Genomic DNA, 14518 nt, shown 5'->3' with positions numbered 1-14518 from the left:
ACTTCGGCTGCTTCGTTCCGGAACGACCTGGGGAGAGCGATGCGCCCGATATCGCGTACGGCACTGGGGGCGGCGACCGCCGCCGTCCTCGCCGTCACGGTGACCGCACCGTCCATGGCGGCGCCACCGGACGGGCGGGACACCGAACGGCCGCTCACCGGCAGCGCGGCCGCCGCCGACGCACAGCCCGTCACCCTGACCCTCGTGACCGGTGACAGGGTGCTGGTGACCACCGACCCCTCGGGCGCCTTCGCCGCCACGGCCCTGCCGCGCCCGGACGGCAGCCTCCCGCTCGTCCAGACCCGGCAGTCCGGCCGTGACCTGTACGTCTACCCCGACACCGCCGTCGCCGCGCTCGCCCGGGGCGCCGTCGACGAGGAACTCTTCAACGTCACCGGACTGATCCGCCAGGGCTACGACGACCGCAGCACCGGCTCCGTCCCGCTGATCGCCACCTACACGGGCGACACCGCCCGCAGCGCCCCCGCCACCCCGCGCGGGGCCGAGCGCGGCCAGGCCCTCGACGTGATCGACGGCCTCGCGCTGACGGCCGACAAGAAGCACGCCGCCGCCTTCTGGGCCGACATCACCGCCCCCCGCTCCCGGGCGGGCTCCGGCCTCAGAAAGCTCTGGCTCGACCGCAAGGTCCAGGCCACTCTCGGCAAGTCGACGAAGCAGGTCGGCGCCGACCGTGCCTGGGCCGCCGGACACGACGGCACGGGCACCAGGGTCGCCGTCCTGGACACCGGGGCCGACGCCCAGCACCCCGATCTCCAGGGCCGGATCACCGCAGCCGAGAACTTCACCGACTCCGCCACCACCGACGACCGCCAGGGCCACGGCACCCATGTCGCCTCCACCGTCGGCGGCTCCGGCGCGGCGAGCGGCGGGAAGAACAAGGGCGTCGCGCCCGGCGCCGAGCTCATGGTGGGCAAGGTCCTCAACGACAGCGGCTCGGGCGCCGCCTCCTGGATCATCGCGGGCATGCAGTGGGCCGTCGACCAGAAGGCCGATGTCGTCTCCATGAGCCTGGGCAGCGCCGAACCCACCGACTGCACCGACCCGATGAGCCTGGCCGCCGAGGAGCTCGGCAAGAACAAGGACACCCTGTTCGTGGTCGCCGCCGGAAACCTCGGCCCGTCCCTGAACACCGTCTCCTCGCCCGGCTGCGCGCCCGGCGTCCTCACGGTGGGAGCGGTCGACCGCGACGACTCCACGGCGTACTTCTCCAGCCGGGGGCCCACGACCGTCTCGCACACGCTCAAGCCGGAGATCGCCGCTCCCGGCGTGGCCATCTCGGCAGCGGCGGCGGGCGGGCGCGGCTCCCAGGCGTACCGCGCCCTGTCCGGTACGTCGATGGCGACCCCGCACGTCGCCGGGGCCGCCGCCATCGTGAAGCAGCGCCACCCTCAGTGGAGCGCCCAGCAGGTCAAGGCGGCCCTCGTCTCCTCCGCGAAGAGCGCGGTCCCCGGTGACGTACGCGAGACGGGCGGCGGCCGCCTCGATGTCGACCGCGCCCTCCGTACGCGGGTGCTCGGCGCCCCGGCCGTCCAGGGCGGCACCTTCAACTGGCCGCAGGACAGCAGCGATCGCACGACGGTTTCGGTGCCGTACACCAACACCGGAGCCAAGGCGGTGCAGCTCTCGCTGAAGGTCGCGGGCGTCACCGGCAACGACGGCTCGCCGGTCCGCTCCAAGGTCGCCGCCCTCGGCCGGACGTCCGTCACCGTGCCCGCCGGGGCGAGCGTCGAGGTCCCGCTCGCCCTCGACCCCACCGCACGGCTGACCGCCGCCCAGTACGGGGACGTCACCGGGCGGGTTCTGGCCACCGCATCCGGGGGAGTGACGGTCTCCACCCCGTTCTCCCTGTACGTGGCCCCCGAGACCGTCACCCTGCGGGTCAAGCTCATCGACCGCACCGGAAAGCCGGCGGACGGCGTCTCCTCGCTCGACCTCATCGGCACCGACACGGCCTCCGGCGAACGCCGCTTCAACGAGGGCGCCACCGACCAGACGTACCGGGTCCGCCCCGGCGCCTACTTCGTCTCCAGCTTCATCGCGACCCCCGACACCACGGACCCGACCGGCCAACTCGTCGCCTCCGTCGGCTATCTGGCCCGCCCTCAGCTCAACCTGACCAAGGACACCACCCTCGTCCTGGACGCCCGCAAGGCGCACCGCCTGCGCGTGACCACCGAGGACCGGGTGAGTGAGACGCGCGGCACGACCCTGTCGTTCGGGCGCAGTTGGGACGACACCTGGCTGCACTCCGGGTCCATCTCGGGCCCCGGGACCGTGCAGGAGTACGTGGCGGACGTCCAGGGCCGGGCAGATGACGGGGAGTTCGAGTTCGCCTCCTTCTGGCGCGCCTACGCCCCGCAGATCCAGAAGTTCTCCCTCGTCGGCGGCGCCGACCTGCACCCCAGGCCCGCCACCACCGGCTCGGTCAACCTGGACGGTACGGGGCGCGCCGAGGTCGTCGATGCCGGTGCGGGGAGCCCGGACGAGCTGGCGGCCGCCGGGGTGCGGGACAAGGTCGCCCTGGTGAAGGTGGCGGACGGGGCGCCCAGCGTCCTCGCCCAGGCGCGGGCCGCCGAGGAGGCCGGAGCCACGGCGCTGCTGGTGCACCGCCCCTCGGCCGGTGACTGGAAGCCCGGTCTCGGCTACGGGGCCGCGCCCCTGCCGGTCCTCGGCCTGCGGGCCGACGAGGCCGCCGTACTGGCCGAGGCGCTCGGCAAGGGGAAGGCCGAGGTCTCCTGGCGGGCCACGGCCGTCAGCCCGTTCGTCTACAACCTGTCGTTCCCGGAGAAGGGGCAGATCACCTCGGACCGCACCTACAAGGTCCGTGACAGGAAGCTCGGTTCGGTCGTCTCCACCCATGAATCCATGGGCGTGACCGCCGACTTCATCGACACGCTGCTCGTCTCCCGGCCCTACGGCGGGACCTTCGGCGCCTCCTCCCTCGACCTGGTCGCCGCCCCCGGCAAGCGCACCGAGTACTACACGGCGGGCGACACCGTCTGGCAGAAGATGCTCTCCTCCAGCTTCCCCTGGGGCGAGCTGATGACGGGCAACCCCCTTACGTACCAGGCCGGTCGGGCCACCACCGAGACGTGGTACCGGGGCCTGATCGTCCCCGGCGCCCCGCGTGACGCCTCGGGCAGGGAACTGCTCGCGGGGGAGCGGCAGGACAATCTGATCGGCGTCGCCCCCGCGTTCATGACCGACACCGAACACATCGGTCAGCAGGGCTCGTTCGGGGACATCGGCAACGTACAGCTCAGCCGGAACGGCGAACTCGTCGGGAGCAGCGGCTACCCGTTCGGCGTCTTCACCGTCCCGGCCGAGGACGCCGCGTACGAACTCACCCTGATGACCACGAAGATCGGCTCGCCCGCCGCCGTCTGGAAGCGGTCCACACAGACGGAGACCACCTGGAGCTTCCGTTCCGAGCGGAAGCCGGATGTGGCGTCGCAGGGGCTCCCGCTGCTCTTCCCGCGCTACGACGTGCCGTCGGACGGGATGAAGACCGTCCCCGCGCGGGACGGCCTCCGGATCGGCCTCACCGCCACCGGGCACGCGGGGTACGCCCCCGGCAGGCTCACCGGGGCCTCGGTCTCCTTCTCGTACGACGGGGGCGGGACCTGGCACGCGGCGGCCACGGCCCAGCAGGGCGGGCGGTGGACGGCGACCGTGGACCACGCGGGCGCGGCGGGCCGGACGGTCACGCTGAGGACGGAGCTGACGGACGCCAAGGGCGGCTCCGTCGTGCAGACCGTGCACGACGCCTATGCCGTGCGCTGAACCCGGCAACCGATGAACTGCTGATCCGATGAGCGGCTGAGACGGTCATCCGCTGATCGCACCGACCGGTCCGCCGGGCGTCCTTCCTGTGGGGGTGGGCCGCCCGGCGGACCCTCATTTACGGGCCACTTTTTCGGGTCGCCCCGTTTTCGGGCGGGCTCCGCGGTGGACAATAAGGGCATGAGTCAGCAGGGGGAGAAGCCCGCCGCCCATGAGGACGACTGGTGGCGGAAGCTGTACGACGAGACCGCGCCGGACACGGGTCCGAGCAGCGCGCCCGACAGCCTCGACGACCGCTTCGACTCCGTGTCGGACACGGTGAGCAGCGCGGTGGGCCACCAGCGGGAGCCCGCATCCCGGACGGCGGCATCCCGGGACGCCGCCGCTCGGGATGCTGCCGCTCGGGACGCTGCCGACCGGGAGATCGTTCGGGAGACGGTCCAGGAGGCTTACCCGGAGCCGGAGCCGGAGCCGGAGCCGGAGCGGAGACCGGGGCCGGAGGCGGACGGGCCGCAGCCGGAGGAGGAACCGAAACCTGACCCGCGGACGGCCTGGGACCCGTACCCGGAGCGGACGCCGTACGACGTTCCGGAGCGGGAGCAGCCGTCGCGGGAGCCCGAGACCTACGAGGTGACCGAGCCGGAGCCGTACGCGGCCCCCGCCTCCGCAGCCGCCCTCCCCGGCCCCCGTAACACCGCCTTTCCGGCCCCCTGGGAAGCGCCCTCCGGGCCGCCCGTGCCGCGTACCTTCGCCGTGCCGAAACCGCCCGAGCCCGAGCCGCCCGCCCCGGTCGACACGGTCACCGTCCCCGACCCCAGCGCCCTGCACGCGCTCCCCCCGGACTGGGCCGCGAGCGACGCCCCGGCCGACGGTGCCGGTGGGTCCCGGCCCCTCGTCGGTCACCTCGGGGACCGGCCGCCCACCTATGACGCCGAGCCCGCCGCCCTGCCCGCCGCCACCTCGGAGAATCTGGACGCCCTGGTCCCGGACACCGTGCTGGACGGCGCCCGGTACGGGACGTACACCCTGCGCGCCGCCTCCGTCCGGGGCGACTCCGCCCGGTTCCGGGGCGAACCGCGGCGCGACGCGCTGCTCACCGCCCGGTTCGGCGCGGCGGAGAGCGCCCTCGTCCTCGTCGCCGTGGCGGGGGGCGCACGGGGCAGCGAGGGGGCGCACCTCGCCGCGGCCGACGCCTGCCGCTGGATCGGGGGCGCCGTCGCCCGCAGCCACGCCCGGCTCTCCGAGGACATAAGGGCGGGCCGCCGGGGCGACCTGAAGGCGGGACTCCACCGGCTCACCGACCGTACGTACGGCAAACTGCGCGCCCGAGCCGCCGAACTGGGCGTGGAACCGGGGGAGTACACCACGAGCCTGCGGTGCCTGCTGCTCTCCGCCGACCCCGACTGCCGCACCCGGGTCTTCTTCGGCGTCGGCAGCGGCGGTCTCTTCCGGCTCCGCGACGGGCTCTGGCAGGACCTGGAGCCGGTGATTCCGGAGCAGCAGTCCTCCTCCGGAGGCGGTGGCGGCGCGGGCGAGGAGAGCCCGGACGGCGACCGGCTGACCATGGACCTCCAGATCACCACGCCCCCGTCCCCGTACGGCGAAGGCCCGCCCCCGCCGCCCGCCGAGCTGTTCCGCTTCCGGGCCTCCGTGGCCCGGCCGGGCGACACACTGCTCCTGTGCAGCAACGGGCTCGCCGAGCCCATGCGCGGCGAACCGGAGCTCCCCGCCGAGCTCGCCGAGCGCTGGGGACCGCCCGGTCCGCCCGGACTGCCCGCCTTCCTCGCCGACACCCAGCTCCGGATCAAGGGGTACGCCGACGACCGCACCTGCGCGGCCGTCTGGGAGGCGTAACCGCGCACGCCATGGGTTGATGGATTCCGGAGGCCGTACGTCCGGCCGACGTTTCGGCCTCCGGAGTCCGGACAACCGACAGTGCACGGAGCACGGGCAAGGGAAGGGCGCGCACCCATGGCCAAGCAGAACGTGGCGGAGCAGTTCGTCGACATCCTCACCAGGGCGGGCGTCAAGCGTCTGTACGGTGTCGTCGGCGACAGCCTGAACCCCGTCGTGGACGCCATCCGGCGTAACCCGTCCATCGACTGGATCCACGTCCGGCACGAGGAGACCGCCGCGTTCGCCGCCGGGGCCGAGGCCCAGATCACCGGGTCCCTGGCGGCCTGCGCGGGCTCCTGCGGGCCGGGCAACCTGCACCTGATCAACGGCCTGTACGACGCGCACCGCTCGATGGCCCCGGTCCTCGCCCTCGCCTCGCACATCCCCTCCGGCGAGATCGGGCTCGGCTACTTCCAGGAGACCCATCCGGAGCTGCTCTTCCAGGAGTGCAGCCACTACAACGAGATGATCTCCAACCCGGAGCAGATGCCGCGCCTCCTCCAGACGGCCATCCAGCACGCCATCGGGCGCGGTGGCGTCAGCGTCGTGACCATGCCGGGCGACATCGCCTCCAAGACCGCACCCGAGAAGACCGTCGAGCACGCCCTCGTCACCTCGCGGCCGACCGTACGCCCCGGGGACGACGAGATCGACAAGCTCTGCCGGATGGTGGACGAGGCCAAGCGGGTGACGCTGTTCTGCGGCAGCGGCACGGCGGGGGCGCACGCCGAGGTGATGGAGTTCGCCGAGAAGGTGAAGTCCCCGGTCGGGCACGCGCTGCGCGGCAAGGAGTGGATCCAGTACGACAACCCGTACGACGTCGGTATGAGCGGCCTGCTCGGCTACGGCGCCGCCTACGAGGCCACCCACGAGTGCGACCTGCTGATCCTGCTCGGCACGGACTTCCCGTACAACGCGTTCCTCCCGGACGATGTGAAGATCGTCCAGGTCGATGTGCGCCCCGAGCGCCTGGGCCGCCGCTCCAAGCTGGACCTCGCGGTCTGGGGTGACGTACGCGAGACGCTGCGCTGTCTGACGCCCCGGGTGAAGCCGAAGAGCGACCGCAAGTTCCTCGACCGGATGCTGAAGAAGCACGCCGACGCGCTGGAGGGTGTCGTCAAGGCGTACACCCGCAAGGTCGAGAAGCACACTCCGATCCACCCCGAGTACGTGGCCTCCGTCCTGGACGACATGGCCGACGAGGACGCGGTGTTCACCGTCGACACCGGGATGAACAACGTGTGGGCCGCCCGCTATCTGACGCCCAACGGCAGGCGGCGGGTGATCGGTTCGTTCAGTCACGGCTCGATGGCCAACGCGCTGCCGCAGGCGATCGGCGCCCAGTTCGTGGACCGGGGGCGGCAGGTCGTGGCGATGTCGGGCGACGGCGGGTTCGCCATGCTGATGGGCGACTTCCTGACCCTGGTCCAGTACGACCTGCCGGTGAAGGTGGTGCTGTTCAACAACTCCTCGCTGGGCATGGTGGAGTTGGAGATGATGGTCGGCGGACTGCCCGCCTACGGCACCACCAACAAGAACCCGGACTTCGCCGCCGTGGCCCGCGCCTGCGGGGCGTACGGGGTGCGGGTCGAGAAGCCCAAGCAGTTGCAGGGCGCGCTGAAGGACGCGTTCAGGCACAAGGGCCCGGCGCTGGTCGATGTGGTGACCGACCCCAACGCGCTCTCCATCCCGCCGAAGATCAAGGCGGACATGGTCACCGGCTTCGCGCTCTCGGCGAGCAAGGTCGTGCTGGACGGCGGGGTGGGCCGGATGTTGCAGATGGCCCGCTCCAACCTCCGTAACGTGCCCCGCCCTTGACTCCAACCTCCTTGACGTGCCCCGGCCTTGAGGCGGTGCGCCCCCGGGCGCTGGCCTGAGCGCCGCTGAAGGCGAGTACGGGACGGCGTCTCCCCGTGCGCCCCCCGCTGCCTCTGCCCGAACTCTTCTCGCCGGACCGACAAGCGTGACCGTGTGCGTACAGGGGCATGCATCCCGTGAGGCCGTTCGACGGACGGCCGGAACAGGGGAGGTCGGATCGCTGTGCGGGCGGGGGACATGGTGAAGCGTCAGAACAGGGTCCAGGCCGTCGAGGGGCGAGGCCCCCGGGGGCGGAGACCGGGCGAGGCGCAGCAGCAGCCGGCCCGGATGCGGCGCAGGGTCGGCCATACGGAGCGGTCGGAGGTGGGTGAAGTCCGGCGCGAACTGCGGGAGTTCCTGCGACATCGCTCCGGCACCGAACAGATCGAGGCGGCGGAGCTGCTGTTGAGCGAGCTGGTGACCAACGCGCTCATCCACACCCGGCACGGGGCCGTGGTCACGGCGACGGCGACGCCCGCGGCGTTACGGGTGGAGGTCCAGGACTTCGAGGCGGACCTGCCCGCGCCGTACGTACCGAACGCCGACGACGGTACGCACGGCCGGGGGCTGATCCTGGTGCGGAGTCTGGCCGACGCCTGGGGGGTCGAGGCGCGGGCCCTGGGCAAGGTGGTCTGGTTCGAGCTGCGCGGCGAAGGCCCCTGACCGAGGCCTCCGCCGCGACGCGTGCGGGTCACCGGCCCGCGCGCTCAGCCGAACTGCTGCTCCAGATCCTTGAGTTTCTGTTCCAGCGAGTCGAGCCGGGGGAGTGTCTGGGTGTCGTCCTCGGCGGTGAGGTCGACCGTCCGTGCGTCACTTCCCGGTTTCGAAGGGCCGAGGCTCTTCGAGCTCGAACCGTCCGCCGACTGGGTCGGGCCGACGGCTTGCAGGGATGGCCGGGGGCGCAGAGGCAGCTGACCCGGCTCTGCTATGGCGGGCTCCACGGCGGGCGGCGCCGTGGAGCCCGACGCCGGGGCGAGGGCCTGGACGTCCACCTGGTGGCCGCCCCGCCCGCGTCCCCAGGCCCGGTTCTGCCGGTTCAGGGCCTTGATGCGGGCCCGGTCCAGCTTCTCCTGGTCGCGTCGGCGGAGCCGGTCCTGCTCCCGCTCCCTGCGGTCCTCCCGCACCTCGTCCACCGCCTCGTCCAGCGTGCGGACGCCCTCCAGGAGCATCAGCGACCAGGCGCCGAAGGTCTCCCGGGGTGCCCGCAGCCAGCGGACGATCCGGATCTGCGGCAACGGACGGGGCACCAGGCCCTGTTCGCGCAGCGCGGCCCGGCGGGTCTGCTTCAGCGCGCGGTCGAAGAGCACCGCGGCCGAGAGGGACATCCCCGCGAAGAAGTGCGGAGCGCCCGCGTGGTCGATGCCGCGCGGGGCGTGCACCCAGTTGAACCAGGCGGCGGCCCCGGCGAACGTCCACACCAGCAGCCGGGAGCCGAGTGCCGCGTCTCCGTGGCTCGCCTCCCGTACGGCCAGCACGGAACAGAACATGGCGGCGCCGTCCAGTCCGAAGGGGACCAGGTACTCCCAGCCCCCGCTGAGGTTCAGGTTCTGCCGGCCGAAGCCGACGAGCCCGTGGAAGGAGAGCGCGGCGGCGACGGCCGCGCAGCAGAACAGCAGGACGTAGGAGGCGGTGGCGTACAGCGCTTCCTTGCGCCGACGCCGTTCCTCGCTGCGTTCCCAGTTGTCGTCGGCCGCGGCCTTGCCGGCAGCACGCTTGCCGCGTGCGACCACCGTCACCGCCGCCATGACTCCCACGAGCAGCACGGCGCCCGGAAGCAGCCAGTCAAGCGATATGTCGGTCAGTCTCATGCGCGGTCCCTTGCGTCACGTAGGGCGTTTCGTGCGCCATCGTGACGGAATTCCCGTCCCGCTCCGCGGGTTTCGGGACAAGAGCACGCCATGGGGGTGGGAGAGGCTATCGATGGGTGGAATCTTCTCGAACGGCCGCGCGGTTCAACCGAGTTGCGTTCGATTCCACGTCATCCGGACGGGCGGTGTGGATGCGGTGCGGATCAGGAAGCGGTGGCGAGCTTCCGCACCCGGTCCGCGTCGCAGGTGCGCGGGCAGGTCACACAGGTGTCCTCGGGGCGCAGGGTGTAGAAGAGGCAGCAGCTCGCCCGGTCCCGGGTCGGCAGCGACTGCCCCTCGGGCCCGGTCAGCTCACGGAAGCCCGCGCTGCCGACGTACGGCTTCGTCGTCCCCGGCAGCAGCAGCTCCAGCTCGGCCATCGCGCGGCGCTCCTCGCCGAGCAGATGGGCGATGTACCAGAGGCCCTCGACGATCTCGTCGGTCGCCATCCCCCACAGCGCCCGCTTTCCGCGCCGCATGCGCGGTCCGAACCCCGCCAGCACCGGCTCCAGGTGCTCGGTGAGGGAGGCCAGCACCTCGGCCCGCAGCGCCGTCTCGTCCGGGACCACCCGCGCGCCGGGCAGGTGAGCGGCCGGGTCGTCCGGCAGGCAGGCGAACTCCCGGACCCGTACGGTCATATGGCCCAGGGCCCGCTGGAAGGCGACGTCCTCGACCGGGACGCGCGGCACCCGGCGGTGCAGGAACCAGGGCACGGTGACCAGCAGACAGGCGGGCCAGGCGTACCGGTGGAGGCCGAAGCTGGCCACCACGTCGGGGCGGGCCTGCTGTCCGTAGTCCCGCAGCACCTGGGCGTTGTCCCAGGCCAGGAAGGTGTCCACGGCCGGGCCGCCCGCGGCCAGCTCGGCGGCCCCGACCCAGCCCGCGCCGGACGGGGCGCTCGCGCCCGCGCCGAGCACCTCGGCGCGCAGCCCGGGGAAGACCTCGGTCAGGCGGGCGTACGCGGCCGTCACGGGGGACGTCGCGGCGCTCGTGAGCAGCGGAGTGAGGGTCATGCAGGGACCACCGAATCGGGATCGTTTGCAGGTAAGGCTTACCTTACCCGACGCGATCGATGTTTGAACTGCAGCCTCCTCCCTCTATCGTGCACGGGGGGCCGGGCACGCGCGAGCCGGCCCGCACGGATGGCCGAGGAGGACCGGGTGGTGGAGCAGAGCGCGCGTGAGGGCGTATGGCCGTCGTACGCGCCCGGCGCGCACTCGGGCACCCCGGTGACCGGCCGGGTGCCCGGACAAGTGCGCGGCGACCGTCCGCGTGACAGCGGCGACCGGCCGCGTGGCATGGGGGCGGCACGGGGTGAGCACACCCACAGCGAGCCGCCCGTCCCGCGTGTGGTCCGTCACTCCGTGCGGGGCCAGATCCTGGAGGCCCTGCGCGCCGCCCTCGTCGACGGTGAGCTGATTCCCGGCCAGGTCTACTCCGCCCCGGCGCTCGGCGCCCGCTTCGGGGTCTCCGCCACCCCGGTGCGCGAGGCGATGCAGCAGCTGGCCGTCGAGGGGGCCGTGGAGGTCGTGCCGAACCGCGGCTTCCGGGTCAGCGAGCGCGGGCCCCGCGAGCTGGCGGAGCTGGCCGAGGTACGTGCCCTGATCGAGGTGCCGGTGATGCTGCGGCTGGCCCGCACCGTTCCGGCGGAGCGGTGGGGGGCGCTGCGGCCGCTGGCCGACGCCACGGTCGCGGCGGCGGCGGTCGGGGACCGGGCGAGCTACGCCGAGTGCGACCGGGCCTTCCACCGCGCGGTCCTCGCGCTGGGCGGCAACGACCAGCTCGTGGCCGTCGCGGACGAGCTGCACCGCCGCTCGCAGTGGCCGCTGGTCGCCGGCCCCGCCACCCGCCGGGCCGACCTGCTGGCGGACGCCGCCGAACACACCGCACTCCTGGACGCCCTGATCGCCCAGGACCTGGCCGTCGTCCAGGCCCTCGTACGGGAGCACTTCACGGGCGCGGACGGCTGACGGGGGTGCGCGGGCGCGCGCGTACGTCCTGCACTGCGTACGTCCTGCACTGCGTACGTTCACGGCTGACCGCTCCGGCGTGCGCCCCGGCGGACGAGGCGCACGCCCTGCGCGGCGGCCCTCAGCTCGCCGCCGCGTCCCGGGGCCCCGGGACCCCGATGTGCGGCGCCAGCCACGTCGGCACCCCGCCCAGCAGCCGGAACAGCCGCCCCGCCTCCGCACGCAGCCGGGCCGCCTCCGGCTCGGGCTCCGCCTCCGCGAGGGAGATCAGCGCCGGGGCCGTACCGACCAGGTAGCCCAGCTCCTCCCGGATGCGCAGCGACTCCGAGAAGCCGTGCCGGGCCTCGGCCAGCTCCCCCTCGCGCAGTGCGAGGGCGGCGAGGTGGCGCCAGGTGAAGGAGAGCAGCAGCTCGTCGCCCTGCGCGGCCGCCCCGGCGTGCGCCCGGCGGTAGGCGGCGCGGGCGGACTGCGGGGAGTCCGCGATGTTCTGCGCGATCAGCCCGCGCCGGAAGTCCAGCAGCGGCCGCCCCGGTGCGGCGGGGGCCAGCAGCGCCGCCGCCCGGCTCAGCGCGACGCTCGCCTCGTCGGCCCGGTCCCGTACGCCCAGCAGGGTCGAGGCATAGGCGAGATGGCCGCGCTCGCAGGCGGCCCCGCCGCGCTCGTCGTCGGTGCGGGCCAGCGCCTCCGCGCTCCGCAGCGCGTCCTCGGCGTCGGTCCAGCCCTCGCCGGTGTAGAGACACCGCTCGGTCAGCAGGGCGGTGCGCTGGAGCGCCGCCGCCGGGTCGCTCGCCGCGTGCGGCTCCAGCAGGGCGGCCGCGTCCGTCCAGCAGGCGCGGGACCGCAGCCGCCATACCGCTGTCTGGAGCGGCGGATCGTCATCTGCTGTCGTTCCGGAACCAGACATGGCGGTATCCGCCACATTGCCCTCCCCGAGCGCGCCATTGTGCTGTTGAGTACCGCCGAATCTCAGCACGGATTGGCACGCCGGGCCAAGGGGTCCGACCGATGTCAGGTGAAGGAATTCACAAACGGTGGGAGCTCACCGGCGCTCGGCGGGGCGCACGGGTCAGCTCATGCGCAGGGCGAGGAAGAAGTCGAGCTTGTCCTCAAGACGCGAAAGGTCACGGCCCGTCAACTGCTCGATCCGGCCGACGCGGTAGCGCAGTGTGTTGACGTGGAGGTGCAGCCGGGCCGCGCAGCGCGTCCAGGAGCCGTCGCAGTCCAGGAAGGCTTCCAGGGTCTCGATCAGCTCCGCCCGGTGGCGCCGGTCGTAGTCGCGCAGCGGGTCCAGCAGCCGGGCGGTGAAGGCGCGGCGGACGTCGTCGGGGACGAACGGCAGGAGCAGCACGTGCGAGGCCAGCTCGTGGTGGCCCGCCGCGCAGACCCGGCCCGGCCGGGCCGCCGCCACCCGGCGGGCGTGCCGGGCCTCCTCCAGCGCGCCGCGCAGCCCCTCGGCCGAATGCACGGCCGCGCTGACACCCAGTGTCAGCCGCCCGTCGTCGGCCAGCCCCGCCGAGAGCGGTTCGCGTACGGCGGCGAGCAGCGCGTCGGCGTGCAGCGCGGGGTCCTGCGCCGCGGGTGCCGCCCCGGCCCCCGCGGCTTCCCCGGCCTCCGGCGCGGCGGGGGCGGCGGGAGCGCCAGTGGTGCCCGCGGTGTCAGTGGGGCCGCCTACCGTCTCATGGAGGGGGGCGGGCACGGCCGGCAGCGGTACGAGGGCGATGGCCTCCTCGCCCGTGTGGGCGACGGCGATCCGGTCGGCGGAGTCGGGGCCGCTGACCGCCGGGTCGACAAGGATCTCCTCCAGCAGCGCCTGCGCCACCGGCCCGCCCGCGATGTCGCCCGGGACGCCCGCCGGGCCGGACAGGTTCGTGGCGGTCCAGTCGACCCGGGCCACCACGACCTGCCACTGCGGGGCCACGCCCAGGCCCGGCAGCAGGACGGGGGCGGCGACCCGGAGCCGGGCGGCGATCTCGGCCGGGGCGGCGCCCGCCTGGACCAGCTCCAGGACCTCCTGGGCGAGCCGTCGGCGTACCGTACGGGCCGCGTCACGGCGGTCCCGCTCCACCGCGATCAGCTGCGTGACGCCCTGGAGCAGGTCGAGCCGGGCGGCGGGCCAGTCCGAGGCGTCCGCCTCCACGGCGAGCAGCCAGTCGGAGAGCACCGACTCCCGGACGTCCCGGGCGGCCGGGACCGCGCCCCGGCCGGTGTTCCGGATCGGGAAGAGCGAGTACGTCGTACCGGCGACCGCCGCCCGGTGCGGACCCCGGCGCCCGGTGCGGGTGGCTGCCAGGTGGTGCCCGGCCAGCGTGGCGCCCAGCGGCCCGGGCAGCGGGGCGCCCGCCCCCGCGATCTGGCGGCCGGTCGGGGAGAGGACCCAGGCCCGCAGGTCCAGGTCGGAGGTGAGGAGGTCCAGGACCACCTCGGGGCCGCCGCCCGCCGGGCCCGAGGTCATCAGCCGGCGGTGCCGGTCCACCACGGCGGCCAGATCGCCCGCCCGCTCGCCGGAGACCTGACGCACCACGTGCTCGGTGATCGTCGCGAACGCCACGGTCTCGTGCACCGCGAAGAGCGGGAGGCGGTGCTGGGAGCACGCCTCGACCAGATCGGCGGGGATGTCCCCGAGCTCCGCCTCGCCCGCCGCGAGCCCGGCCACCCCGGCGCCCGCCAGGATCCGGACGAACGGCTCGGAGTCGCTCGCGTCCCGGCGCCAGGCCAGCCCCGTCAGCACCAGCTCGCCGCCGGAGAGGTAGCGGCTGGGGTCGCGCAGGTCGGTCGTCATGACACCCCGGACCGTGCGGTCCAGCTCGTCGTCGCCGCCGAGCAGCCGCAGGCCCAGCGCGTCGGTCTCCAGCAGTGCGCGGAGCCGCATCTCGTCGCCGCCGATCTTTGTCCGTAGGGGAGGGGGAAAGTGGGTGAAGGGGTACGTGGGGTGGGGGACCACGGGGGTGAACGGGTACCTGTTAATTGCGGCGAGGTTACTGTTCCCCGCCATTCGTTCGAATCTACAAGACGAGGACGGAGACCAGCCAACTCCTTCAGTGTTTCGGTGACTGCACCCACCGCTCCCTGGCTTGTGTACTGGGCCACACACCACGTGAACACCACATGAACGAGCCACACGAGCCAGTCGAGGGCAGGCCGTCC

The 14518-nt window shown here is 73.5% G+C and carries 9 protein-coding genes; 5 read left to right on the top strand and 4 right to left on the bottom strand.

The window, feature by feature from the left end:
* Positions 1–39: 39 nt before the first annotated feature.
* The 4 genes from ACFW9Z_RS10065 to ACFW9Z_RS10050 all read left to right on the top strand — a co-directional run bounded on the left by ACFW9Z_RS10065 (position 40) and on the right by ACFW9Z_RS10050 (position 8220).
* A complete protein-coding gene (locus ACFW9Z_RS10065; RefSeq protein WP_384637209.1) occupies positions 40–3804 on the top strand; it encodes a S8 family serine peptidase in 3765 nt (1254 codons plus the stop codon).
* A gap of 180 nt (positions 3805–3984) precedes the next feature.
* Complete coding sequence (locus ACFW9Z_RS10060; RefSeq protein ID WP_384637206.1) at positions 3985–5658, top strand: protein phosphatase 2C domain-containing protein; 1674 nt, start codon at positions 3985–3987, stop codon at positions 5656–5658.
* 117 nt (positions 5659–5775) lie between these two features.
* A complete protein-coding gene (locus ACFW9Z_RS10055) occupies positions 5776–7518 on the top strand; it encodes a pyruvate dehydrogenase (protein ID WP_384637204.1) in 1743 nt (580 codons plus the stop codon).
* Positions 7519–7845: 327 nt separating this feature from the next.
* Positions 7846–8220, top strand: a complete 375-nt coding sequence (locus ACFW9Z_RS10050) for an ATP-binding protein (protein WP_384637538.1) — start codon at positions 7846–7848, stop codon at positions 8218–8220.
* 44 nt (positions 8221–8264) lie between these two features.
* Here ACFW9Z_RS10050 and ACFW9Z_RS10045 read toward each other — a convergent pair whose 3' ends face one another.
* Together ACFW9Z_RS10045 and ACFW9Z_RS10040 are read right to left on the bottom strand one after the other, a co-directional pair.
* Positions 8265–9365: a DUF2637 domain-containing protein gene (locus tag ACFW9Z_RS10045; RefSeq protein ID WP_384637201.1), complete on the bottom strand. Its 1101-nt coding sequence runs from the start codon at positions 9363–9365 to the stop codon at positions 8265–8267.
* A 203-nt stretch (positions 9366–9568) separates the two neighbouring features.
* A complete protein-coding gene (locus ACFW9Z_RS10040) occupies positions 9569–10417 on the bottom strand; it encodes a (2Fe-2S)-binding protein (protein WP_384637198.1) in 849 nt (282 codons plus the stop codon).
* Between the two features lie 150 nt (positions 10418–10567).
* On the opposite strand from ACFW9Z_RS10040, the gene ACFW9Z_RS10035 reads away from it, so the two are divergent.
* The gene (locus ACFW9Z_RS10035) at positions 10568–11374 is read left to right on the top strand and encodes a GntR family transcriptional regulator (RefSeq protein WP_384637536.1); all 807 of its coding nucleotides are present in this window, start codon (positions 10568–10570) and stop codon (positions 11372–11374) included.
* 121 nt (positions 11375–11495) lie between these two features.
* On the opposite strand, the gene ACFW9Z_RS10030 is transcribed toward ACFW9Z_RS10035, so the two are convergent.
* Positions 11496–12278, bottom strand: a complete 783-nt coding sequence (locus tag ACFW9Z_RS10030; RefSeq protein WP_384637196.1) for a hypothetical protein — start codon at positions 12276–12278, stop codon at positions 11496–11498.
* A gap of 162 nt (positions 12279–12440) precedes the next feature.
* Positions 12441–14243: a PucR family transcriptional regulator gene (locus ACFW9Z_RS10025; RefSeq protein ID WP_384637194.1), complete on the bottom strand. Its 1803-nt coding sequence runs from the start codon at positions 14241–14243 to the stop codon at positions 12441–12443.
* Positions 14244–14518 lie beyond the last annotated feature (275 nt).

The sequence above is a fragment of the Streptomyces sp. NPDC059452 genome, from assembly GCF_042750035.1.
Lineage (GTDB): Bacteria > Actinomycetota > Actinomycetes > Streptomycetales > Streptomycetaceae > Streptomyces.
This window is presented reverse-complemented; position numbering and strand designations above follow the sequence as displayed.

Bases quoted from the DNA above. Each gene is read 5' to 3' on its own strand.
- ACFW9Z_RS10065 (WP_384637209.1), top strand. From the start codon at position 40: ATGCGCCCGATATCGCGTACGGCACTGGGGGCGGCGACCGCCGCCGTC.
- ACFW9Z_RS10060 (WP_384637206.1), top strand. From the start codon at position 3,985: ATGAGTCAGCAGGGGGAGAAGCCCGCCGCCCATGAGGACGACTGGTGG.
- ACFW9Z_RS10055 (WP_384637204.1), top strand. From the start codon at position 5,776: ATGGCCAAGCAGAACGTGGCGGAGCAGTTCGTCGACATCCTCACCAGG.
- ACFW9Z_RS10050 (WP_384637538.1), top strand. From the start codon at position 7,846: ATGCGGCGCAGGGTCGGCCATACGGAGCGGTCGGAGGTGGGTGAAGTC.
- ACFW9Z_RS10045 (WP_384637201.1), bottom strand. From the start codon at position 9,365: ATGAGACTGACCGACATATCGCTTGACTGGCTGCTTCCGGGCGCCGTG.
- ACFW9Z_RS10040 (WP_384637198.1), bottom strand. From the start codon at position 10,417: ATGACCCTCACTCCGCTGCTCACGAGCGCCGCGACGTCCCCCGTGACG.
- ACFW9Z_RS10030 (WP_384637196.1), bottom strand. From the start codon at position 12,278: ATGTCTGGTTCCGGAACGACAGCAGATGACGATCCGCCGCTCCAGACA.
- ACFW9Z_RS10025 (WP_384637194.1), bottom strand. From the start codon at position 14,243: ATGCGGCTCCGCGCACTGCTGGAGACCGACGCGCTGGGCCTGCGGCTG.